The organism is Sulfurovum sp. XGS-02, from assembly GCF_023213175.1.
GTDB lineage: Bacteria > Campylobacterota > Campylobacteria > Campylobacterales > Sulfurovaceae > Sulfurovum.
The window spans coordinates 1,799,715-1,823,452 of record NZ_CP093312.1; the positions used below are offsets into that span (position 1 = coordinate 1,799,715).

At 34.7% G+C, this 23,738-nt stretch carries 21 protein-coding genes and 1 pseudogene; 13 read left to right on the forward strand and 9 right to left on the reverse strand.

Features of this window, described 5'->3' with window-relative positions:
• A complete protein-coding gene (locus MN086_RS08885; protein ID WP_248575655.1) occupies positions 1-1,581 on the reverse strand; it encodes a phosphoethanolamine transferase in 1,581 nt (526 codons plus the stop codon).
• Between the two features lie 326 nt (positions 1,582-1,907).
• Here MN086_RS08885 and MN086_RS08890 point away from each other — a divergent pair, with 326 nt between their 5' ends.
• The 9 genes and pseudogenes from MN086_RS08890 (at position 1,908) to MN086_RS08930 (ending at position 11,586) form a co-directional block, all read left to right on the forward strand.
• A complete protein-coding gene (locus MN086_RS08890; RefSeq protein WP_248575656.1) occupies positions 1,908-3,383 on the forward strand; it encodes an oligosaccharide flippase family protein in 1,476 nt (491 codons plus the stop codon).
• Positions 3,373-3,915 carry an acyltransferase gene (locus MN086_RS08895; protein ID WP_248575657.1) on the forward strand — a complete coding sequence of 181 codons (543 nt, stop codon included), beginning with the start codon at positions 3,373-3,375 and terminating at the stop codon, positions 3,913-3,915. The genes MN086_RS08890 and MN086_RS08895 overlap by 11 nt, the downstream gene beginning before the upstream one ends.
• Positions 3,916-3,986: 71 nt before the next feature.
• Positions 3,987-5,138, forward strand: coding sequence for a polysaccharide pyruvyl transferase family protein (locus MN086_RS08900; protein WP_248575658.1), 1,152 nt, complete (start codon positions 3,987-3,989; stop codon positions 5,136-5,138).
• Positions 5,135-6,346, forward strand: a complete 1,212-nt coding sequence (locus tag MN086_RS08905) for a glycosyltransferase family 4 protein (RefSeq protein ID WP_248575659.1) — start codon at positions 5,135-5,137, stop codon at positions 6,344-6,346. The genes MN086_RS08900 and MN086_RS08905 overlap by 4 nt, the downstream gene beginning before the upstream one ends.
• A gap of 214 nt (positions 6,347-6,560) precedes the next feature.
• A complete protein-coding gene (locus MN086_RS08910) occupies positions 6,561-7,613 on the forward strand; it encodes a glycosyltransferase family 4 protein (protein WP_248575660.1) in 1,053 nt (350 codons plus the stop codon).
• 371 nt (positions 7,614-7,984) lie between these two features.
• Positions 7,985-8,158, forward strand: a pseudogene (locus MN086_RS11070) (DapH/DapD/GlmU-related protein); the annotation flags it as partial.
• A gap of 46 nt (positions 8,159-8,204) precedes the next feature.
• Positions 8,205-8,897 (forward strand): WecB/TagA/CpsF family glycosyltransferase, encoded by a 693-nt coding sequence (locus MN086_RS08920; protein WP_248575662.1) that lies wholly within the window; start codon positions 8,205-8,207, stop codon positions 8,895-8,897.
• 54 nt (positions 8,898-8,951) lie between these two features.
• Entirely contained in the window at positions 8,952-10,271 is a 1,320-nt protein-coding gene (locus MN086_RS08925) for a sugar transferase (protein WP_248575663.1), read from the forward strand.
• Between the two features lie 367 nt (positions 10,272-10,638).
• The gene (locus MN086_RS08930) at positions 10,639-11,586 is read left to right on the forward strand and encodes an O-antigen ligase (protein WP_248575664.1); all 948 of its coding nucleotides are present in this window, start codon (positions 10,639-10,641) and stop codon (positions 11,584-11,586) included.
• 23 nt (positions 11,587-11,609) lie between these two features.
• Here MN086_RS08930 and MN086_RS08935 read toward each other — a convergent pair whose 3' ends face one another.
• The 8 genes from MN086_RS08935 to MN086_RS08970 all read right to left on the reverse strand — a co-directional run bounded on the left by MN086_RS08935 (position 11,610) and on the right by MN086_RS08970 (position 19,475).
• Complete coding sequence (locus MN086_RS08935; protein ID WP_248575665.1) at positions 11,610-12,518, reverse strand: hypothetical protein; 909 nt, start codon at positions 12,516-12,518, stop codon at positions 11,610-11,612.
• A 14-nt stretch (positions 12,519-12,532) separates the two neighbouring features.
• Entirely contained in the window at positions 12,533-13,318 is a 786-nt protein-coding gene (locus MN086_RS08940; protein WP_248575666.1) for a hypothetical protein, read from the reverse strand.
• Positions 13,319-13,348: 30 nt separating this feature from the next.
• Complete coding sequence (locus MN086_RS08945) at positions 13,349-14,236, reverse strand: glycosyltransferase (protein ID WP_248575667.1); 888 nt, start codon at positions 14,234-14,236, stop codon at positions 13,349-13,351.
• 128 nt (positions 14,237-14,364) lie between these two features.
• Complete coding sequence (wecB, locus tag MN086_RS08950; RefSeq protein WP_248575668.1) at positions 14,365-15,495, reverse strand: non-hydrolyzing UDP-N-acetylglucosamine 2-epimerase; 1,131 nt, start codon at positions 15,493-15,495, stop codon at positions 14,365-14,367.
• Positions 15,492-16,589, reverse strand: a complete 1,098-nt coding sequence (locus tag MN086_RS08955; RefSeq protein ID WP_248575669.1) for a glycosyltransferase family 4 protein — start codon at positions 16,587-16,589, stop codon at positions 15,492-15,494. Before MN086_RS08955 ends, wecB begins: the two co-directional genes overlap by 4 nt.
• A gap of 11 nt (positions 16,590-16,600) precedes the next feature.
• Positions 16,601-17,707, reverse strand: coding sequence for a glycosyltransferase family 4 protein (locus tag MN086_RS08960; protein ID WP_248575670.1), 1,107 nt, complete (start codon positions 17,705-17,707; stop codon positions 16,601-16,603).
• Positions 17,704-18,594 (reverse strand): ELM1/GtrOC1 family putative glycosyltransferase, encoded by an 891-nt coding sequence (locus MN086_RS08965; protein WP_248575671.1) that lies wholly within the window; start codon positions 18,592-18,594, stop codon positions 17,704-17,706. The genes MN086_RS08960 and MN086_RS08965 overlap by 4 nt, the downstream gene beginning before the upstream one ends.
• Positions 18,591-19,475 (reverse strand): lysophospholipid acyltransferase family protein, encoded by an 885-nt coding sequence (locus tag MN086_RS08970; protein ID WP_248575672.1) that lies wholly within the window; start codon positions 19,473-19,475, stop codon positions 18,591-18,593. The genes MN086_RS08965 and MN086_RS08970 overlap by 4 nt, the downstream gene beginning before the upstream one ends.
• Before the next feature lie 130 nt (positions 19,476-19,605).
• On the opposite strand from MN086_RS08970, the gene hisH reads away from it, so the two are divergent.
• Genes hisH through ftsH form a run of 4 tightly spaced genes read left to right on the forward strand, consistent with a single transcriptional unit; the run spans position 19,606 to position 23,737 of the window.
• Positions 19,606-20,229, forward strand: a complete 624-nt coding sequence (gene hisH, locus MN086_RS08975; protein ID WP_248575673.1) for an imidazole glycerol phosphate synthase subunit HisH — start codon at positions 19,606-19,608, stop codon at positions 20,227-20,229.
• An 11-nt stretch (positions 20,230-20,240) separates the two neighbouring features.
• Entirely contained in the window at positions 20,241-20,954 is a 714-nt protein-coding gene (hisA, locus tag MN086_RS08980; protein ID WP_248575674.1) for a 1-(5-phosphoribosyl)-5-[(5-phosphoribosylamino)methylideneamino]imidazole-4-carboxamide isomerase, read from the forward strand.
• Positions 20,944-21,771, forward strand: coding sequence for a 50S ribosomal protein L11 methyltransferase (locus tag MN086_RS08985; RefSeq protein ID WP_248575675.1), 828 nt, complete (start codon positions 20,944-20,946; stop codon positions 21,769-21,771). Before hisA ends, MN086_RS08985 begins: the two co-directional genes overlap by 11 nt.
• Positions 21,764-23,737, forward strand: a complete 1,974-nt coding sequence (gene ftsH / locus MN086_RS08990) for an ATP-dependent zinc metalloprotease FtsH (protein ID WP_248575676.1) — start codon at positions 21,764-21,766, stop codon at positions 23,735-23,737. The genes MN086_RS08985 and ftsH overlap by 8 nt, the downstream gene beginning before the upstream one ends.
• Position 23,738: the final 1 nt, after the last annotated feature.

Consider the following 23,738-nt stretch of genomic DNA (forward strand, 5'->3'; position numbering starts at 1 on the left):
TTACAGGTTCGTAAATTTTAATATATCCATCTTTTGATCATACACTTCACTCTCCACATCAAACAGTCCAAGCAGTGTGGAGAAAAGATTGTCTTGGGAAAATTCATGTGAAGCTACTTTTCCGATCTCTTCCTTATCCAGAGGAAAATTTTTCCCTAGCCACAGTACGGAAGCCACATGTTTTTGTGTATCCGGTGCTATAAAATAGGGAAGTCCATGCAGGTATAATCCCCCTTCGCCCAAAGACTCTCCATGATCCGCCATATAGAACATTGCAGTATCTACAGTATCTTCATACTTCTTCAAAATCCCTATCGTCTGTGAGAGAAAATGATCTGTATAAAGCAGTGCATTGTCATAGGCATTGGCGATCTCTTCTTGGGTACATTCTTCTAACTGATTGGTCTGGCAAGTGGGTGTAAATCGTTCAAATGCTTTTGGATAACGTTTATAGTATGCAGGGCCGTGATTACCCATTTGATGAAGTACTATGATCATATCTTTATCACTCTCTTCGATCAGTCTATCCAGGCCAACCAGCATACCTTCATCCCTACATTCTCCCTCACACATAGTATTATTCTCAGGGGTTTTGTAATGCTCATACTGGACTCTGTCCGCCACACCTTTAGAATCGGAGTTATTGTCTCTCCATAACACCTCTACACCGGCATGTGAGAGCACGTCCAGCACATTCTCCCTATGAAGCCCTTTTTGGGTATCATAGTCGCTTCTGTCATAAATAGAGAACATACAAGGTACAGAGACTGCTGTAGTGGTCCCGCAAGAGTACATGTTTGAAAAATTGATAATATTTTCTTTTTTGACCTGAGGGTTGGTCTCTCTATGATACCCATTGAGTGAAAAATGATCAGCACGTGCTGCTTCACCCACCACCATCATCACCACTTTTCTCTTTTCCCTTTTCTCTATCTTAGCATCTAATCCTGTTTCTATGAGTGGCATATTGGTCTCTGTGACCTGCGCTTTGACATAAGAACCTAAAGCATAAAGTCCGTAAGTTGGATTGGTATAAGAACGTAAAATCTTATGCTCTCTGAAAAAAGAAGTATAGTGTTTGGAAAAAGGGAGCATCACAACAAATATCAAGACAAAGCTGCCTACACTCAATTTTAGTTTTGAAGACAACTCATTTCTAAATCCACGATACACGACAGGTGTTTTATAAATAATGTATGAAGGCAGTACTCCGAACAATAATACATAGCCAAACAGTTTCCAACTCATTAGATCGGATGCTTCATTTATATCTGTCTGCACTGTATTTTCGATCATCGTTGTATCTATGATGATATTGTAGGTCTGCATAAAGTAGTTGACTGTCGCAGCAGTCATCAACATGACTATGAGCATTGGCTTAGTAACATATCTCCAACTTAAAAGTGAGAACAGAAGGGTTAAAAAGAGGAAAAGTACCACACCTTGCGAGATAACAAATGGTGCATAGGTACTGTCAAAGGGGTATACCTCCAATACATGCTTGAAAAATGAAACATTGGTAAAAAGTACGATAAATAATGAAACTCCTATAATAAGAGTTGCTGATGTTCTAGATTTCAATATGAACCTTCAAAAATTTTCGTTATGGTATCTGAAAAAGGTTAATATATCTAAGATAGCGAAATTATGATATAAAAGTGACATCAATAATTCTAATATTCTATCCTAACCATTAAATCAAAAATCTAATGCATCGTTAACTATCCTTTAGTTATAATCTTCACAATCTTTAAAACGAAAGTTCACTATGACCCAAAAAATATTAATTGTCTCTGGAAGGCGCCCAGAGGCAATTAAAATGGCACCACTTGAAAAAGACGCACAAGCACTCCATGGTGACGGTAATACATACTGTAAAATTGTCGATAGCGTAAGATAAATAAATTATGCCAAAAAAAACTCCTAAATTTAAACAATTATTTATTGGCGATACATTGCAATCAAAAATATCAAAAGGTATAGCATGGTCTTTTTTAGGTACATTTTTATCAAAAGGCCTGATGCTGCTATCCTTTATATTAATTGCAAGAATAATAACCGTTGAAGAGTACGGACAAGTAGGTGTTATTCGAAATACAATAGCAACTTTTGCTGCTTTTAGTGTCATGAGTTTTGGTGTAACTGCCACTAAATACTTAGCCATTTATAAAGATACAGATTCAATACGTGCAGAAAGAATACTAACATTCACTAGAGGTACAGTATTTATCATTTCAGTGCTTATTTCTATTATCATTTTTGTTTTTTCAGATTTTATCGCATCGACTATGTTAGATGATATATCACTCTCTTTTGAGGTAGAAATAAGTTCATTCACAATTTTTTTTACTGCTTTAAATGGTTATCAAAATGGGCTTCTGGCAGGACTTGAAAAATTTAAGGAAATATCTTTTATCAATATTTTCAATGGTATATTAACTTTTCCAATTTTAATTATTATGGCCTATCTATATCAAGTAAATGGAATTGTCATTGGTTTAGTTATCATAAGTTTATCTACATGGATAATATCTGATTATTATATACGGTTATCTATGAAAAAAAATTCATTAAAATATAGATTTGATAGTTTTTATAAAGAGTTGGAAATCATTAAAAACTTCACACTTCCTTCATTTTTAAGTGGCCTTTCGATCACTCCCGCTATTTTAATGACAAATTTAATTTTAGCACATCAAGACAATGGCTATTATCACTTAGGTGTTTTTAACGCAGCTTATTTTTTTTCAATAATTACTAGTACAATAAATGGAATAATAGGTCAAGTGCTCTATCCGTATGCAATGAAGCAATATAATAAAGATAATAAGAGATTTGAATATTTTAATATCATCAGCCCATGGATTATAGGAATAATACTGAATTTACCTCTAATTATTTTACCAGAAGTTATGGTCATTTTTTTTGGTTCCCAATATGATAATGAAGATTTTAGAGTTTCAGTGGTCATGGTAGCTTTATTTAGTATTATTATTGCTCACCGTCAAGGTATAGCTAGAAATTTTGCTGCCGCAAACTTAATGTGGTGGAGTGTTTTTGGAAATGCCATTTGGGGAATTTTTCTAATATTATTTACATATATCTTTGCTTCTTATGGTTCTATTGGTCTTGCCATTGCTTTCCTCACTGCATATGCATTCAATTCAATTATCTTTTTGCCTCTGTATCTGAAATGGGGACTTGTCAAAAGAGAACTGTTAATTTCATATCCCGTGTTAATTATCTGGTTACTTTTACTCTTCAGCTCAATCATTTACTTTTTTATAGAAAATACTTTTTTTAGAGTTAGCTTCTTGATAGTAATATTACTATCAATAAACTATTTATTTTTAATACTTTGGAGAAGTTATCATGTTAAATAAGTTTTTTATTATCCTAAATAAAATTAATACATTAATTCACAATTTAAAAATTAAAAGTATTAAGTTCGGTCAAAAAGGTTCACATATACAGATTGAGAGGGGATTTAATTTTATTAAACCAGAGCATATTCATATTAGTGATTATGTGTATATTGGTCCAATGTCAACTATATATGCTCACGGGAAAGTCAGCATCAAAAAAGGTTCGATTATTGGTCCAAAAGTAACTATTTATACTGCAAATCATAATTTTAAATCAGGATCGCATGCAATCCCATATGATAAGAAGCTAGATATACGCCCAGTTGAAATTGATGAAAATGTATGGGTTGGCGGGAACGTAATACTTCTACCAGGTGCAAAACTCAGGGAAGGTGTTATTGTCGGAGCAGGTTCTGTTATATCAAAGGAAATTCCAGCGTATAGTATTGTTGTCGGTAATCCTTGTAAAATTATAGGCACAAGAGATATAGATGAGTATCATAGACTAAAAAAAGCCAATGCAATTTATCTGTTAAATAAAAAATTATAAATATTTCTCAAATAGTTATTATTTTCGTTAATAATAAAGACTCTATATTAGTGATAAAAAGGAGATTCTAAATGCTGAAAAAATATAAAATTGCCATTCTCGGCGGTTATGGATTAGGAAATTTTGGCGATGATGCATTAATGTATATTTTATATAAGAAGATTTCATCTATCTATAAATCAGAAGATATCGCTTTTATTTGTACTCCAGAAAAATATTTATCAAGCATTGTTGATGACAGTGACATTATAGGCTTTAACAAAATAAATACTATACAAACGGATTTGCTACTTTATGGAGGGGGCACTCAGTTTTATTCATTTAAACCTAAAAAAAATATACTGGCTAAAATATTATATTACATAAAACATCCAAAAGATTTTTCATATAGACTATTTTCTAAACTAGCGGCCATGAACATTTATAATCAGAAAAATATTCAGAATCGAATTGCCGCTATAGGAATAGGAGTCGGACCTTTTTTAGAAGATGCCGATCAATCAATAGAGCAGAATACAAAAAAACTCTTTCTAAAAATGGATTTTGTTGGTGTTCGAGATACTTATAGTTATGAAAAGTGTAAGGACTGGGGTGTTAAAGATGCAAAGCTTTATTCAGACTTATGTTTTTTAATGGATGATGAGTATGCCATAGAGAATAAAAGATCTGTAAACACACTTAAAAAAATTGGAATTATAGTGCGAGATTGGGATCAGACAGATGAAGGTGCAGCTTATTATGAAAAAATCATTCCGCTTTGTTCAGAATTAACTTTAAAAGGATATGAAGTAAATATCATTATCTTTTCACTTAAACGGGATCTGTACTGGTGCAACAAACTTAAAACAAATACCAATGTATTATTTTGGAATCCGAATGAAGATAATATAGACACTTTCCTCAAATTATTAGATAATTTTGATCTTTTTATTACTGCAAGATATCATGGTGCTATTTTTGCTTCTTTACTTGAGAAACCATTTATAGCAATAGGAGTTGAACAAAAACTGGAGTTAATTTCCGATCTCTATCAGAATGGATCTGAAAAATGGCTTTATCCTTTTGATCTTCATCAATGCCTGTCTTACGTACAGGATATTGAAAAAAACTATAGTTCCTATCAAACAGGTATTCGTGATGAAACTATCATTCAAAAAAAATTAGCACGACAAATGTTAAAAGACTTTAAAGATCATTTTAATTTATTGAAGGAAACAAAATGAAAATAGCTATTGTGACCACTTGGTTTGAACGTGGAGCAGCTTATGTGTCCAAGCAATTCCATCATACATTATCCAAAGAAAATGAAGTATTCATATATGCGAGAGGAGGAGAAGAATATGCATATGGTGATTCAGAATGGGATAAGGAATATGTGACATGGGGAAAGAGAATTGATTTTCCGATACCAACATATATTGATATCAAAGATTTTAAAGCATTTCTTTCAAAAAATAAAATAGATCTTGTAATATTTAATGAACAATGGTGGTGGGAACCAATTATAGTTTGTAATCAATTAAATATTAAAACTGCCGCATATATTGACTATTACACTGAGTTGACAATTCCTTTTTTCTCAAATTATGATTTTCTCATATGTAATACGCGTAAACATTATGAAGCATTTAAATGGCATAAACAATGTTTTTACGTACCTTGGGGGACAGATACTAATTTGTTTAAACCTAAAGAATATAATTTAATACATAAAGGTAAAGTCACTTTTTTCCATTCTTGCGGAATGAACCCTCATAGAAAAGGGACTGACCAATTATTATTAGCTTTAGAAAAACTAGAGGGAAATTTTTCACTTATTATTCATGCACAAATTGATTTAATGAAAGAACTATCACCTAGGTTTCAAAAAGTTTTAGAAAAATTAATAGCAAATAATAAAGTGGAATTACTTACAAAGACTATTAAAGCCCCAGGTGCATACTTTATGGGGGATGTATACGTTTATCCAACAAGATTAGAGGGTATAGGGTTAACTATATGCGAAGCTTCAGCATCAGGATTACCAGTCATTGTACCTAACAACTCACCTATGAATGAATTTATAAAGGACAATGTAAATGGTTCTTTAGTTGAGATTGAAAAACTATACTCTAGATCGGATGGCTATTTTTGGCCTCAATGTGAAATAAATATAGAATCTTTGAGCAGTAAAATGCAATATTATATTGATAATGTAGATAAAATTTCTACATTTAAAAAGAAGAGTAGAGAATACAGTTTAAAATATTTAGACTGGGAACAAAACTCTCTAGAGTTAAATAAAATAGTCTGTAGCGTTAAATTATTAGATAAGTTGCCTAGTGCACAGAAAAATGCTCTTAACTTTTATAATAAGAAATATCCTTCTATTAGTAAGTATAAACTTTTATATCAAATCGTGTTCTATGTTTATCGAAAATTTTTCTCTTAACTATAGATTGATTAAAAATCAATGAGCATTATAGATAACAATTTTTATAATTATTTAGCTTGATTACAATAAAATATGTCAGACTATTAGTGCTTTGAGCATATAAGTTTTATTAACTACTTACTGATTAATACTGTTTATATCATTCAAACATTTTAACTATGTAACTTAAAAAGTGACTTAGAATTTTAATTTTAGGAGACCATCAGTATCAATGAAACAAATAAAATTTTTACTTATCTCAAATATGTATCCAAAAAATGACAATGATTTTTTTGGTGTTTTCATTAAAAATATTGAAGATGGCTTACAAAGCAATGGTATAGATGTTGACAGGATTGTGATTGCAGGACAAGGCAAAAGTGTACGTGAAAAAATAAAAAAATACTTCACTTTTTACCGAGAAATACTCAAAGCAGATTTTGACAAATATGATATAGTTCAAATAAGCTATCCCTCACATACTTACTTCCCTATCTTATTTAAAAGATTTCACAAAACAAAATTTATCGTACGTCTACACGGGCATGACCTCATTCCTATCAGCTTATTCCAAAAAATCGTTTTATTGTTTACTAAAATGTCTATTTCAAAAGCTGACATGGTGGTCTTGCCAAGTAACTATTTTTACACTGAACTCTTGAAAATTGGAATTCCGAAAGATTATTACATATACCCTAGTGGCGGATTAGATACTCAAAGATTTTACCCAAAAAACAATACCAAGAACAAAACATTTACCATTGGTTATGTCGGTCGTATAAGTTCAGGAAAGGGAATTGATGTGCTCTTAACAGCCGTGACAAAACTTGATTTTGATTTTGAGCTTATTATAGTGGGTTCTGGAGAGCTGGAAAAGGAGATGAAAGCACTGGCCAGCCGGTTGCCAAAAGAGAAAAAAATCTCCTTTGTTGGTAAGATACCTAATGACAAACTCGTAGATTTCTATAATGTTTTTGATATTTTTATTTTTCCAACAATGATGAATGAAAGTTTTGGAAATGTGGCCATTGAAGCAATGGGGTGTAAACTACCTATAATCGGTTCTAATATCGGTGGATTGACCGATTATATATTTGATGGAATCAATGGTTATCTTTTTGAACCTGGAAATTCAGATGAACTTGCAGACAATATTACTAAGTTTTACAAACTATCATCTACAGAGAAAGACACTATGGCTGAAGAAGCATATAAAGTTGCAATGGGTTATGAAAAAAGTTCTGTAACTCAAGGCTTTATTGCTAAGTTGAAAGGTCTTTTATGAAAACAATATGTCAAAAGCTTTTTTTGATCGTCTATTATCTTATCTTATGGAATTTGCCTAGTAGTAAATTTTGTAAGTTTTGTACAAAATTACGACTTTTTTATATAGAAAAGATATTGAAGATAAAATCCAGTAATCATGAATATACACATATAGAAATGTTTGAAAGTCATATCTATATTTCAGATGCATCCAATATTAAAATTGGCTTTGGATGTCAAATTAATGAAAATGTGTTTATACAGGGCGGTGAAATAGGAAATTATGTGATGATTGCTCCTAATGTAGCAATTCTTAATAGTAAACACAACATAGAGAGGATTGATCTCCCCATGGTCATGCAAGAAGATGATTGGGGGATAAATCCTATCATAGAAGATGATGTTTGGATTGGTAGAAATGCTATTATCATGCCAGGTATTACTATTGGGAAGGGGTCTATTATTGCTGCCGGTGCAGTGGTAACCACCAATGTAGAAGAGTATACCATTGTAGGTGGAGTACCTGCTAAGTTTATCAAAACCAGAAAACCTGATGGGGCGTAAGAAGTTGAAGATAGAATTTTTGGAATATAAAATTGACAACCTGTCGATGAATGAGACATTGGATTATATTGAAAATGCTATAGATAATAACCAACATATTATTAGGGAAGATCTAAATGCCGCAAAAGTAGTTTGGATGAAAAAGGATCGTGATTATGCAAAATTAATTATAGATGCTAATCTCATCAATGCAGATGGCCAATCCGTTGTAACAGCTTCAAAATGGCTAGGTAATCCCATCAAAGAAAGAGTTTCCGGCATTGACCTTATGGAGAACCTCATAAGATTAGCATACAAAAAAGGTTATACAATTTTTTTCTTTGGTGCCAGGGAAGAAATTGTACAAACTGTGGTTGAAAAATATAGTAATGAATACTCATCTTCTATCATTGCAGGTTATAGGAATGGTTATTTTACAACAGAGGATGAAGCAATCATTGCCGAAGAGATAAGACAAAGTGGTGCAAATATTGTCTTCATCGGTATCAGTTCACCTCTAAAAGAACAGTTTGTTCATAACTATAAAAATAAAATGAATGTTAACTTACTTATGGGCGTAGGAGGTAGTTTTGATGTGATTGCCGGTAAGGTAAAACGGGCTCCACTATGGATGCAAAGATCCGGATTAGAATGGTTCTATAGATTTTTACAAGAACCTAGACGGATGTGGAAAAGATATCTTTATACAAACAGCATGTTTATATGGTTGGTTTTTAAAGAGAAGTTACTCAAAAAGTAATTATAGACTACAGTGTATTTGCTATAATATTAAAAAAATAAAAAGAGTGTGTATATGAAAGAACTTTTTGCTAAATTAATATTTGTTTGCATAGATATTCTTATCATATTTATCTCTCTTATCTTAGCATATCTACTACGAAACCTTTTTGCAGACATTTTTGGTGGTGTAGACAGCTATCCTTTAACCAATTATACTGGTTTTTACACTCTTTACATCGTTACTATGACTCTACTTGCTTATGAAGGAATATATAACCATCGTTATGATTTTTGGCATGAAAGTAGAGTCATATTAAAAGCTTTACTATTTTCTTTTCTGATCATATCTTCATATCTTGCCATGACAAAAAGTGTTCAAGAGTATTCAAGAGCGGTGATCATCTTCTCCTTTCTTTTTATGACTCTACTTTTACCTCTTTTTAAAAACATATGTAAAAAGTTACTTTTCAAACTTGGATTGTGGCGAAGGAAGGCAAAGATTTATAGTAATGACTCATTCTTAAAAAATGAGATATTCGAGAACCATTACCTTGGATATATTGATGCAAAAGAAGATAAACCTAAAACGGTATTTATTAACTCAAATAATACCGATGTAGACAAACTCAAACATATAATACAACAAGAGATGGAACAAAGTCATGAAGTAATCTTCATCCCGCTAGTAGATGAATATGATTTAACACGTTCTCATATTTACGGATTATCTAATACCCGTACAAATCTCATCGTATTTCAAAATCGTTTAAAGTCTCGATACAGACTATGGGCAAAGAAGGTTTCTGATTTAAGTATGTCCATTATAATTTTCCCTTTACTTGTTCCTATCATGCTCTATATTGCTTATAAGATACGAAAGGAAGAGCCTGGTAGTTCGATTCTTTTCAAGCAAGATAGATTAGGACAAAATGGCAAGGTATTTACCTGTTACAAATTTAGAACCATGTATGAAGAGAGTGATGAAAAACTAAGGTCATACTTGGAAGAACACCCTGAAGAAGTTGATTTTTATAATATTTATCACAAATATCAAAATGATCCCCGTATCACAAAGATAGGAGATACGTTACGAAGAACCTCTTTAGATGAACTCCCACAGATCTTCAATGTTTTCAAAAATGAGATGAGCTTTATAGGGCCACGTCCTTATATGCTGAATGAAAAGGATAAAATAGGCCAAGACATCAACACTGTACTCACTGTCAAACCGGGGATTACAGGTCTTTGGCAAGTGAGTGGACGCAGTGATGTTGATTTCCACTCTCGTGTGGAACTCGATGTTTGGTACATTAGAAACTGGAACCTTTGGATGGATCTTGTTATTTTACTCAAAACAGTTAAAACGGTTTTACTTAAAGATGGTGCCCAATAATTATTAGGTGTTATCTTAAAGAGGCATTTTACTTTTTATTATATAATTCTATTTGAATTTTAATATAAAGACGATACGTATGAATATTACAAACTATATGCCTAGTATATATCAAAAATTTCAAGAAAAAATCTCATTTGCAAAAATATTTCAAATTATTTTGTTTATCTGGATTTTTTCTATTCCACTTAAGAATAGTCTTTACCAGATCAGTACTGTTTTAATCATAATTCTCTTCTTAATACATTATTTTTACTATAAACAAAAAGATTTTCTATTGGAAGTTTTAACCACTTATAAAAAATTACTTATAGTGTTTTTTCTTTTTACTGCTTCTATGTTACTTTCTTCCTTATTAGGCATTAGTATGAAAAGTGAAATGCTTGGAATAGCCAAATATATTTTCAGATATATATTTATTTTGATCATTCTACTATACTTTTATAAGCAATCTTTTTTTTCAAGAAAATACTTGTTGTCTACCATATTTATTGTATTAGTGATCCACTCATTAGATGGCATCTATCAATATTTTGTAGGCGTTGACTTTATCATCAGTAAGCCACCTGATGCCCCATCAGACATGTTAACGGGGGCTGTCTACCAGCACAATCCTTTTGGTCTTTTTATGGCGATTGGGGCAAGTATGTCCCTGGTTTTCTTTTTTGACAAGAACAATTATACGACCTTTAAATATGATAAAATCATCTATTTTATTTCTTTATTCGTGTTTCTTTTTACCTTGTTTCATTCACAATCAAGAGCTGCTTGGGTTATGTTTGGAATTTTTTCACTAGGTTACTTGTTACTCTATATAAAAAATAACGGTATGGATAAAAAACTACTTTATACTATATTATCCTTACTCGTTGCTTCGATGATACTTTTTCTGATGGATGATACTCTGTCTAACAGATTAATACAATTATTTCAGGGGAACAGTTCGGGAAGAACAACAATCATTTGGCCGTTTACTATAGATAAGATCATAAATTCTCCAATTTTTGGATATGGTATAAAAACGTATAAACTGTTGTCGCCTCCTTGCTGCAATGGCGTACATAATTTATTTCTAGAATTGTTACTTTATACAGGTATGATAGGACTTCTTATATTTACATCTATCATATGGCTGACACTGAAGGAAAGTTTTACAGAGAGTAAAATGATCTATTTTACTCTTTTCCTATCATTTATCGTTCTCATGCAGTTTGATGGTAGTCTCATAGATAGTAAAGTACATCTGAATATCTTTATATTACTACTATTTTTTATCTACTCTTTTAGATTAGATAAACATCCTTCTAGTAAGTAATGTGTAGAAATCTACCCAGACTATCATGTTATGGCTTGATTAAAGGCATTATGTGATTTCCTCCAACTATCATCAAATCTATTATGTGTAAAAATACCTTCACCCACACCTATTTTATAATTTTGATCTCTCCACCATTTGGAATTTAAAGATTTTTCTAAATCTTGAAATCCATTGGCTGTTCTTGAAGAAGGGTTTTTAAATGCATATTCCAGTAATTTACCATAAAATGTATGCTTCAAAAGTACACTTTGATTTGTCCATGTCATTATACGAGAACTAACAGAAAACAGTTCATTATCTACTTTTTTTATAAATTCAGGGAAAATTGTCTCAGGATGTTTTTCAAAATACAGTGCATAACCAGATATTCTATCTGCTTTAGATGGTCTAAAAAACCTTTTTATAGGCTTTATGAAGTGATCAAATAAATTATAATCTATTGTGTCATGACAATATTTTTCATGAAGATTTTGTACATCAAAATACTCTAGATATTTTTCCAAACTAAAACTTTCGCCGAATTTCCATCGATGTCTCAATCTCATAACATCAATCGTTCCATTTTCCAATAGTGTAAGTGCTTGACTTAATCTTTGAAATGAAGTATCAGTATCTTCAATAATTGGATTGTCATTTTCCAAGACGAGTATATAATCGGTTGTGATGTTATCGTGAATTAATTGATGTCCGTGTTGGATCCCAAGATTCTCTTTGGTACCTATATAGTCATAGCCATATTTTTCAGCAAGTTTTTTATCCTCTTCTGATATCTCCTGAAAAATAATCTTTACTTCATCAAAAAAATCTTTAAATCCAATCTCTTCATAACTCTGTAAACTTTTTTCTAAAGTTTTATGGGATTTCCAACTGAGTATTCCTACCCCTACAGTACAATTTGCTAGAGATGAAAGCTTTTGTATATGATTCATATTTTCTGCCCTGTCTAATACCAATAATCTTTAATCCATGCCGTAGGCTTACATACTTTATATAATTTTTTCCATTTTGGATCATTTCTTTCATTCCAGATTCCTTCAATAGCTTCATCTGGCTTAGGTAATCCATGAAAATTAATGACTTTCAAATTCGGTCTATTTTTAGGAATTTTTGGCGTGATAAAGTGTCTTAGTGGTCCAAATCTAGGCATACAATGGAACCTAAAGGAACAAAACCAATCTTGAGGCCAAAAATTTAAAGCGCCGAATTTTTCAATCACTTTCATAGACAAATATTCTTGTGACGCAGTATGAAATTGATTGACTACTTCTTGTGGATTCTTTTCATAATATTCTTTTATATATCCTAATGTACCTACTACCCATGAGTAACAGGTTGCTTGCCCCACGGTATCACCTTTAGAGTTCCAATCATCAATAATATAAAATTTATCATTTTCCGGGTATTCAAATAATGCATCCAGGTTAGAAACGATCACCACATCTAAGTCAAAAAAGAAAACCCTTTGATTTTCTAATCCACCCAAATTATCATCACATAAACCGGCTTCTTTTCTGTATCCATACATTGTCTGATACTCTTTAGTAGTATTTAAAGTGGGAAGAGGCTTTATGATGATATCTTTGTCCAAACCATTGGCATCCTCTGTAAAGCAATAAAAATTAATATCATAAGAAGTATTTCTTTTGACCATACTATACAACTTATTGACATATTCCGGGTCATACACATTCCCCCATTTAATACATATTACATTTTTGATTTCTTTCATTCAAGTCCTTTTATAACTGCTTTATTCTTGTTAACGTTTAACACACTCATTTTCCCACTCATACGCTTCAGTATAATCCAAATCAAATATGGCTTCTATCATAAACTTAGCAACCCTGGTTGAATTATATGATTTATGCGCTTTTGTCCATCCATTACATGCTACTTCTTTTCTTTTTTCATCATTTGCAGAATAGTATTTGATCAGATCAATACATTCATCGAGGGTATCAAAAAATATGATCTCTTTGTCATCAAATAACATATCAAAATCAGGTATTCTTTTTGAAATAACCATGGAACCATTTCCAAGAAGTTGTATCAATCGATCAGAAGTATATAAGGGTGACTCATGGTCCCTGCTAAGATTTAATGAAATTTTACTTTTTGCAATAGTTTGCAGGAACTGGCTTCCTAAAAGAATATTATTTTTTGTATTTCCAAAAATATCAAATTTTAAAGGGTCGAGTGATTTTTGTAAATGTGTTAAAAATGCTTCTCTTTCTGTATCTAATCTGCCTGCAAAGAAAAGATCTCTATCATAACTTTTCTCTTCAAAGGATTTATAGACTTCTATAGAATCATCACACATATTTGGCAAATAACATATTTTCAGATTTTTCTTCTGGATATCTTTGAGAGTAGGATCATTGATACCCGTGGTGACAAATAACACATCTAAATAATCCATTTTTGTTTGAATTGAAGAAAGGTTTTTGAGCCAATCCACCCACCACATTGCTATCTTAATATTTGGATATTTGGATTTTAATTGACCTAAAAATTGGCCATCTATTAACTCTGAGTGACCTAGCAGAATTAGTTCTGGCTGTAAATTTTCAATGGTCATAAACAGTGACTTCAGCATTTTATCTATACCTGTTTTTTTCACACCAAAAACTCTTTTTATTTTTGACATATCTCTGTAACTAAAATCTGATACAAAATGGCCATTTCTTATCAATCCATTGGATATTTTCCTATCGATCGAGTAAAATACAGCATCATTTTTCAGCCATGAAAAGTTTGCAATATGAAGAATTCTCACTATACCCTCTTTATAAAATCAACTATTCTTTCACACGCCTTTCCATCACCATAAGGATTATGTGCTTTGGCCATCGTATTGTATGCATCTTCATCATCGAGTAACTTTTGTGCTTCAGTTATGATTGTTTCCTTATTGGTCCCAACAAGTTTAACCGTTCCTGCTTCTACTGCTTCAGGACGTTCGGTGGTATCTCTCATTACAAGTACTGGTTTTCCCAAACTAGGAGCTTCTTCTTGAACCCCACCTGAATCTGTGATGATGAAATATGAGTGATTCATCATATAAATAAAGCTTTCATACTGAAGCGGTTCTATTAAAAATACATTTGATACATCCGAGAGTATCTCTTTTACAGGTTGTTGTACGTTTGGATTTAGATGAACAGGATATACGATATCTATCTCTGGATTATTTAACGCTAATGTTTTTAGTGCTTCACAAATATTGATAAATCCTTGTCCAAAGTTCTCTCTCCTATGCCCGGTTACAAGTACCAATTTCTTGGTATCATTTAATTGATACTGAGAATTGATAGATACAATGATTTTATGTTTTAGCTGAGGATTATTTTCTATTTTATCTAAGGCTAAAAATAGTGCATCTATAACCGTATTACCGGTTACTAATATATTATCTTGATTTTTATTCTCTTTAAGAAGATTCTTTTCACTTGTAGTGGTTGGAGCGAAATGATAATTCGCCAGTACTCCTGTAATTTGTCTATTTGCTTCTTCCGGCCAGGGGCTGTAGATATTGCCTGTCCTAAGTCCTGCTTCTACATGTCCCACTTTTATTTTATGATAAAAAGCAGCAAGTGAACTTGCACTTGTAGTTGTCGTATCTCCATGGACCAATACAATATCAGGCTTGAAATCACTTAATACATCTTTTAGCCCTAATAAAACATTTGAGGTCACATCAAATAAGTCTTGCCCTGGTTTCATAATATTTAAATCATAATTAGGGATGATATCAAACATATCAAGAACCTGATCTAACATCTCTCTATGTTGCGCAGTTACACAAACTTTTGATTGAATGGAAGTCTCTGTTTCACAGGCTTTCACTAATGGTGCCATTTTTATAGCTTCTGGTCGTGTTCCAAATACTAGGAGAACTTTTTTCATTTTAATAATTCCTTATACTCATAAAGTGTCTGCTCTGCAATTTTAAGCCAATCAAAGTTTTGATTTACAAATTCTTTTGATTTATTTCCCATCCCCACATAGTCATTTTCTAATAACTTATCTATTTTTTCTGCTAGATCTTGAGGATTTTCCGGTTCACAAAGGTACCCATTAACTCCATCTTTGATTAAAACGGGAATACCACCAACCCTTGTCCCGACCAAAGGTAAAGAAGCAGCCATTGCTTCTAATCCACTGATACTTGTAGCCTCCATTAGGGATGGTAATATGGACAGATCTGAGGCACTGTAATAATCGATGATCTCATCATGTCTTTTCGAGCCTAGCAAGATGAATCTGTTTGTAAAATTTTCTTCTAGAATTTTCTTTACCTCTTCAAAATCTTCACCATCACCTATGAATAAAAACTTTAACTTCTTATTTTTGATATATTTTGTTGACTTCGCAAGATATTTTACACCATTTTTCCAAACCATTCTACGAGTGATGATAGCCAGGATTTCATCATCCTTTATTCCAAGTGTACTTCTAAGTTCATTTCGTATCTTTTCATTTCTTGTAAACTTATCAGAGATAACACCATTTGAGATAAACACTTTCTTGGCTTTGATTTCAAATGGTACTTCAAGCAACTCCTCGCTAGGGGCTAAAAATAGTTTAGGTTTATCAAATAATCTTTTAAGTAAAGGGATTCTATATCCCCCTTTTCTGATTCTTTTTAAATAGCCGGAAGTATGATTGGTATAAACCAGTGGTATATCTTTAATATTATAAAATTCAAGTGGTCTCATACCATGAATATGAATGATATCGAAATCTTTTTTACGTATTAGATCCTTTACAAACTTATTGATCTGATACCCATAGGTAAAGCCAAAAAACTTTAGATCGAACCTATAAATATCAACACCATCTAACGTTTCAAAAGGCTTTTGCCCCTTATTGACAAACTTTGTAGCAATAGTAACATGACATCCTATTCTTCTTAAAGCCTGACTAAGTTCGTAAACGTGCGCGGTAATGCCCCCTACCGTTGGTACATAATCCAAACTAACCATTAAAACATTCATCATTCTCTTCTTCCTTATACCCTTTCATTATTGACAAGATCCGTATAAACACTCATATTTTTATCAACCATCTGTTCCAATGAAAAATTTTCTCTGATATACTCTGCCATCTCTTCTTTATCAAAAGAACTCTGCTGTACTTTAATAATCAGACTTGACAATCCCTCTGCATCATTTGGTTCAAATAAGAATCCATTCTTACCTTCAATCACATAATCTGCAGTCGCACCAATGTTTGTAGCTATCAATGGTGTACCCATAAAAATACTTTCAATATTGGCTCTTCCGAATGTTTCAGGTTTATTGGATGCAGAGATACTCACATCCGATAACGAAAATATCTCTTTAATATGTTGCTGATTGCCGGTAAAAATAATATCATTGCTATAAGGACTCTCTTCAACCATTTTGTTAAGCTCTTCATAGTAATTGATTCTACTCTCATCAACACTTCCGACAAAAAGCAGTTTGGCATTTTTAATATGCTTTTTGACTTCCATAAATGCTTTTATCGCTGTTTTTTGATCTTTCCAATGTGTAATTCTTGCTACATGCGTAATAATAAAACAATTATCAAGCTGATATTTCTTTTTAAAATCATCTATAAAATCATGATCTAATTCTTTACTAAAGGCATCCATGTCCACACCCCGAGGTATCAAAACAATTTTATCCATAGGTGTCTGATAATGTTTCACAATATGTTCGATCATAAATTTGCTACCACATATAACTTTATCTCCATAAGTCATCACTTTACTATAGGGGTTCACACTATTAAAGCCATGTACAGTTGTAACAAAGGGGAAATGTAATGTTCTATTCGCAAGATAGGTCAGCCATGCAGGTACCCTGCTTCGTGCATGAAGTATGTCCGGTTTTATATCTTTTAGGATCTTTCTAAGTTTTAAAACTCTGAAAGGAGCGGTGAAAAGATTTTTACTGTAGACATCAAGAGTAATATGTTTCCCTCCATCTTTTTCTATCTGATCTTGTAATTTTCCACCTGCAGAGACCACAATGCTCTCATGTCCCTGTTTTACCAATTCACGGCTTAACTCCATGACACCACGCTCTACACCGCCTTCATTGAGTTCAGGCAATAACTGTACTATTCTCATATGTTCACCTCTGTAAGGTATGTTTTAAAGTCTATTTTTTTATTTTTATTTTTTATAGTTCCGTCAAAAATGTGCAAATACCCCTCTTTTTCCAAAACATCTATAAATCGTATAAATTTGTTATCTCTCTTACTCTCTAAAGGTAAAACCATCACATTGGAGTTACCATAAGAGACCGCTTCAGAGATCATCGAGGTGCTATCCCCTGTGATGAAGACTGTTTCGCACTGATCAAGGAAATCAGGGATGGGGTTGATGGGATTTTTAGAAAAGGTCACCTCATAATCAAAGGCATAGGACGCTATCAGATCTTCTATCTCTTTACTGGTTCTAGGAGATGTGGTGACAGCTACCTCATACTCTTTGTATCTATCAACTATCGTGTCTAATTGTAGTTGCAGTTTTTCTTTCGACATCGTAAAAAGTTTATTGTCTCCACCGATCACGATACCGATTGACTTCTTCTTTGCCTGATAAAGCCCTTGAGGCTCCACATACGCAAAGTTTGCAGGAATCTCTATGATGTTCTTCTGTTTAGGCGGGTTATCATGGCTTTGGGCAAAGATGATATCAAAATCATAACGATACCCTCGAGGCAGCATCATCGCTACTGATCTTGCATCCATTTTCTTGGCAAACACTTTCGTCGCGTAGGATGTTGTAGAGCCTGTTCCCACGACCATATCATAGGTTCTATCTATCTGTAGATCAAACAGTTTATCTGTGTACATCCCTATTTTGTCAAGTATGTAGCTCAATGCTTTAACCCATTTATATTTAAACCTCACAGAGACCACATCATAAGGTACATTCAAGTACTTCACCAAGGCAAGAGACTGGTTCAGATGCCCCGGACGGTCATCACTGAGTATAAGGACTCTACTCATACCCGCCACCTATTGTGCATCCAGAACCATTGTTCAGGATATTTTTTGACGATATCTTCTATGGCCTGGTTGTATTTCAAAGTCATTGCTTCAAGCTTCTTCTGCTGGTCCTCGATCTCATCTGCCACATACTCGACACCTTCATTGATCACCAGCTCATACAACCCTTCACTGTTTCTCACCACAAAAACAGGTACGACCAAAGGATCGAGCTTCAATTTCAATGAAGCAACAGAAAGCGTTGTCTCGGCAGGTTTGCCAAAAAAGTCTATCTTGGCACTAAGTGGACCTCCCGATTTCTGATCGATAAGCAATCCCACATTTCCCTTGGCCTTCAATCGTTTCATCATGGAGAGCATGGCTTTGTCTTTACTTGCAGCGCTATTGCCGTATTTTTCACGAAACGGTGTTGTAATATTGGCTTCTATCAGTCTATTGTTTCCCTTGCGTCCTATAACGATCATAGGAAGTCCGTTTTTTGCGATAAAGTGTGCCATGAGTTCCCAGTTGGAGAAATGTGCCGTCATAAAGACAATACCATGTGGACTGTTTTGTGCCAGTTCTTGTAATTTCTCTTGGACTTCTTCTCTGTTTTTTATCGCATGATCGATATCGAACTTTCCCGTAAACATCAACAAAATTTCAGAAATCGTTTTAGAGAGTTCAATATACACCTCTTTAGAGAGAAGCACTATCTCTTGAGGAGTTTTCTCAGGAAAGGCCATGGTAAGATTTGTGATGGTAAGGTGGCGTCTTTTTTTATCTATATGGTAAACAAGAAGGGTAAGCGCTTTCATCATAGTGTAAATGAATGATGTAGGTGCTATCTTTGCCAGCCACAAAAATAGTCTTACAAAAGCATACTCTGTTTTTTCTCTCATTCCTATCCTGTTTGCAATTTAATACGTAATTTTACCCAAATAGCCTAAAGGATACAGACCCCAAACATCTGCTTTCAATTTAATTTGCTATAATCACGGTAATTTATAAGAGTATCAAAGGAATACAATCGTGATAGGAATCGTCGATTACAAAATGGGGAACTTGGCCTCTGTCATCAATGCGTTTGCTAAGGTCGGGGCAGATGCCACCCTGGAGAGTGACCCTTCCAAACTTGACCAATATGATAAACTCATACTGCCCGGTGTAGGTGCATTTGGCGATGCTATGGAACACCTCAAAACAAACGGTATGGATAAGGCGGTCATTGATTTTGCTGCCTCAGGGAAACCGCTTTTGGGTATCTGTCTCGGTATGCAGTTGCTCTTTGAAAGTTCTGAAGAGTTTGCAAAAGATGAACACGGTACAAAAGGTTTGGGACTTATCCCGGGTAAAGTCGTCGCGTTTGATGAAAACAAATTTGACCATCACCTCAAAGTACCGCATATGGGATGGAATGAACTCTTCCAACAAAAAGAAACAGCTCTTTTTGCAGAAATGAAAAAAGATTTTTATCTCTACTTTGTACACTCATTCCATGCAGTCTGTGATGACGCATATGCCATAGGAAAAACACACTATGGGTATGAGTTTGTATCGGCCGTACAGAACGGGAACATTTACGGCATCCAGCCACACCCTGAAAAAAGCCATGAAAATGGTTTGAAGATTATAGAAAATTTTGCAAAATTATAGGAAAAGAACAGATGACAATACTACCAGCAATAGACCTCAAAGACGGTAAAGCCGTAAGACTCAGCAAAGGACTCATGGAGTCTGCAAAGATATACTCGGATGAGCCTTGGCAAGTGGCGAAACGCTTTGAAGAGCTTGGATCTGAGTGGGTCCACCTTGTTGACCTTAACGGTGCCTTTGCAGGTAAGCCTGAGAACTTGGAGCAGATCAGACAGATCCGTGAGCACTGCAACCTCAAACTTGAACTGGGTGGCGGTATCCGTGATGAAGAGACCATCAAAATGTATCTGGAACTGGGCATTGATCGATTGATCTTGGGCTCTATCGCTGTAAAAGATGCGCAATTTGTGAAAGATATGGCAGCAAAATACCCTATCGTTGTCGGTATCGATGCGATAGATGGAATGGTCGCTGTGGAAGGCTGGGGAGAAGTGAGTGATATGAAAGCCACTGATCTCGCACGTGAATTTGCCAATGCAGGTGTACAGGCTATCATCTGTACCGATGTAGGACGTGACGGAATGATGACAGGTGTCAATGTAGATTTCACGTTAGAAATTCAAAAGGCTTCAGGTGTTGAAACGATTGCTTCTGGCGGATTAAAAGATATGACAGATATCAATGCGCTCATAAATGCGGGCATCGATGGTACGATCGTAGGCAAAGCATTCTACGAAGGAACACTTGACTTGGAAGAAGCATTTAAGGTCGCTAATGCAAGATAAATATTATGAACTCACCATCACGCTTAATGATGATTTTGTAGATTTTATCGCAGACTTCATTGCCAATATTTATGGTGAAGGATTGGAACTTGGTAAAGGGAAGATCATCCTACGTAGTGAGTCTGATTTAACTTTCGTTAAAGATGCGCTTGTATCATTGTCCGGAACTTTAAATGATACCATCACAATGGACTATACACTCGAAGAGAAAGAAAATGTAAACTGGATCAAGACCTATCAAGACTCTATCCAACCTATAGAAGCCGGTAAATTTTACATCTTTCCAAGCTGGTATGAGCCCAAAGAAGAGTGTATCAATATCAAAATAGACCCAGCACTTGCTTTTGGTTCGGGACACCATGCCACAACATTTTCATGTTTAGAGGCTATCAGTACTTATGTCGATGCAGGAAAATCTGTTATCGATGTCGGTTGCGGTTCTGGTATTTTGGGTCTTGCGTGTAAGAAACTGGGAGCAAATGTAGAACTTTGTGATACGGACCCTCTCTCTGTTGAAAGTTGTCAAGAGAACTTTGCGTTAAACGAAGAAACCTATGACAAGCTCTGGGAAGGCTCCATAGACAAAGCAGAAGGTACCTATGATGTGGTCATCGCAAATATCATAGCAGATGTACTCAGATTTATCGCCAAAGATTTAAAATCTGCCTGTAAAGAGGATGGTACCTTGATACTTTCAGGTATTTTGGATAAAAAAGAAGATCTGGTCGTAGAATCATTTAAAGAACTTACACTGGTAAAAAGAATACTTAAAGATGAGTGGGTCACACTCGTATATAAGAAGGAAATCAATGGCTAAGCAAAATAATAACCAAGAGAATAATAACAATAATAATTTTTTTAACAACAATCCACTATTGGCATTTGCACTCTTTTCTATCGTCATCATCATGATCTTTAAATCATTTGTAGGCGATAGTGGCGGTCTGGGCAATATGCTCGACAGCAGCAACAATGTCACACAAACCAAAACGGTCAAATACTCAGAGATCAAGAGTGAAATAGAAAAAGGGTCGGTCACCTCCGTAAAGCTTACGCCTACCACAGTAGAAGCAATCGCTGATGTTAATGGGCGTAAAACACGTTTTGTTGCACAAAATGTCCCTACCTATGACAAAGACCTTATCCCTCTTTTGGAAGAAAAACATATCACTTATGAAGGTATCATGGGTGGTGGCTTCCTTTCAGATCTTTTAGGATCATTGGTGCCTATTCTGATCTTCTTTGCTATTTGGATCTTCTTAGCCAAAAAAATGTCCAAAGGTATGGGCGGTGGCATACTGGGTGCCGGTAAAGCCGATAAGCTGATCAACTCTGAAAAACCTGATACGAAGTTTCATGATGTACAGGGTGTTGAAGAAGCCAAAGATGAAGTCAAAGAGATCGTTGATTTCCTTAAATTCCCTGAACGCTACATAGAACTGGGGGCAAAGATCCCTAAAGGTCTGCTTTTAGTAGGACCTCCGGGAACAGGTAAAACACTGCTTGCCAAAGCTGTGGCAGGTGAGGCATCTGTACCTTTCTTCTCTGTCAGCGGTTCAAGCTTCATTGAAATGTTCGTGGGTGTCGGTGCAAGCCGTGTACGTGACCTTTTTGCCCAGGCGAAAAAAGAGGCCCCTGCGATCATCTTCATTGATGAGATCGATGCTATCGGTAAAAGCCGTGCGTCGGGTGGACAGATGGGCGGAAACGATGAGAGAGAACAGACACTCAACCAACTTCTCGCAGAGATGGATGGTTTTGGTACAGATACCCCTGTCATCGTACTCGCTGCAACGAACAGACCCGAAACACTCGATGCGGCACTGCTCAGAGCAGGACGTTTTGACAGACAGGTACTGGTAGACAAACCAGATTATGACGGACGTTTGGCTATCTTGAAAGTACACTCCAAAGATGTAAAACTAGCAGCCAATGTTGACTTGACCATTGTGGCAAAACAGACAGCCGGTCTGGCAGGTGCAGACTTGGCGAATATCATCAACGAAGCTGCCCTTCTGGCCGGAAGATTTAACAAAAAAGAGATCGAACAAGAAGATCTTTTGGAATCTATAGAGCGTTCATTTGTGGGACTAGAAAAGAAGAACAGAAAGATCTCAGAAGTAGAGAAAAAGATCGTAGCCTATCATGAAAGTGGTCATGCACTGATGGCAGAGCTTACAGAAGGTGCCACACGTGTGACCAAAGTCTCTATCATTCCTAGAGGGTTGGGTGCACTGGGCTATACCCTGCACCTTCCTGAAGATGAAGAGCGTTTCTTAAAACAAAAGCATGAGCTTATGGCCGAGATCGATGTACTTCTCGGTGGCCGCGCAGCCGAAGAGGTTTTCATCGGTGAGATCAGTACAGGTGCAGGTAATGACCTTGACCGTGCAACGGCTATCTTGAAAGATATGGTCTCTGTCTATGGGATGACCGATGTGGCAGGGCTTATGGTGCTTTCCCGCAGCCAAAACTCTTTCCTTGGCGGTGGTGCAGTATCCACAGACTATAGTGAGAAGATGGCAGAAGATATGGATAACTATATCCGTTCCACGCTGAATGAGCGTTATACCTATGTCAAGAATACGTTAACTGAATACCATCAAGCCATAGAAAACATGACGAATGTACTTTTGGATGTTGAAGTGATCGAAGGTAAAAAAGTACGTGAGATCATAGAGAATTATGAAAAAGAGCATAATATGAAAAGCCGTCTAGCACATGGTGACAAGATAGCCAAAGCAGAAGCTGAAGCTGCCGAGAAAGAAAAAACCGACGAGTAAC

Coding starts and splice junctions, on each gene's coding strand:
- MN086_RS08935 (WP_248575665.1), bottom strand. CDS start 12,518: ATGAATCATATACAAAAGCTTTCATCTCTAGCAAATTGTACTGTAGGG.
- MN086_RS08970 (WP_248575672.1), bottom strand. CDS start 19,475: ATGAGAGAAAAAACAGAGTATGCTTTTGTAAGACTATTTTTGTGGCTG.
- MN086_RS08925 (WP_248575663.1), top strand. CDS start 8,952: ATGAAAGAACTTTTTGCTAAATTAATATTTGTTTGCATAGATATTCTT.
- wecB (WP_248575668.1), bottom strand. CDS start 15,495: ATGAAAAAAGTTCTCCTAGTATTTGGAACACGACCAGAAGCTATAAAA.
- MN086_RS08965 (WP_248575671.1), bottom strand. CDS start 18,594: ATGAGTAGAGTCCTTATACTCAGTGATGACCGTCCGGGGCATCTGAAC.
- MN086_RS08945 (WP_248575667.1), bottom strand. CDS start 14,236: ATGTCAAAAATAAAAAGAGTTTTTGGTGTGAAAAAAACAGGTATAGAT.
- hisA (WP_248575674.1), top strand. CDS start 20,241: ATGACAATACTACCAGCAATAGACCTCAAAGACGGTAAAGCCGTAAGA.
- MN086_RS08900 (WP_248575658.1), top strand. CDS start 3,987: ATGCTGAAAAAATATAAAATTGCCATTCTCGGCGGTTATGGATTAGGA.
- MN086_RS08920 (WP_248575662.1), top strand. CDS start 8,205: ATGAATGAGACATTGGATTATATTGAAAATGCTATAGATAATAACCAA.
- MN086_RS08960 (WP_248575670.1), bottom strand. CDS start 17,707: ATGAGAATAGTACAGTTATTGCCTGAACTCAATGAAGGCGGTGTAGAG.
- ftsH (WP_248575676.1), top strand. CDS start 21,764: ATGGCTAAGCAAAATAATAACCAAGAGAATAATAACAATAATAATTTT.
- MN086_RS08890 (WP_248575656.1), top strand. CDS start 1,908: ATGCCAAAAAAAACTCCTAAATTTAAACAATTATTTATTGGCGATACA.
- MN086_RS08905 (WP_248575659.1), top strand. CDS start 5,135: ATGAAAATAGCTATTGTGACCACTTGGTTTGAACGTGGAGCAGCTTAT.
- MN086_RS08930 (WP_248575664.1), top strand. CDS start 10,639: ATGAAAAGTGAAATGCTTGGAATAGCCAAATATATTTTCAGATATATA.
- MN086_RS08985 (WP_248575675.1), top strand. CDS start 20,944: ATGCAAGATAAATATTATGAACTCACCATCACGCTTAATGATGATTTT.
- MN086_RS08940 (WP_248575666.1), bottom strand. CDS start 13,318: ATGAAAGAAATCAAAAATGTAATATGTATTAAATGGGGGAATGTGTAT.
- MN086_RS08895 (WP_248575657.1), top strand. CDS start 3,373: ATGTTAAATAAGTTTTTTATTATCCTAAATAAAATTAATACATTAATT.
- MN086_RS08955 (WP_248575669.1), bottom strand. CDS start 16,589: ATGATGAATGTTTTAATGGTTAGTTTGGATTATGTACCAACGGTAGGG.
- MN086_RS08910 (WP_248575660.1), top strand. CDS start 6,561: ATGAAACAAATAAAATTTTTACTTATCTCAAATATGTATCCAAAAAAT.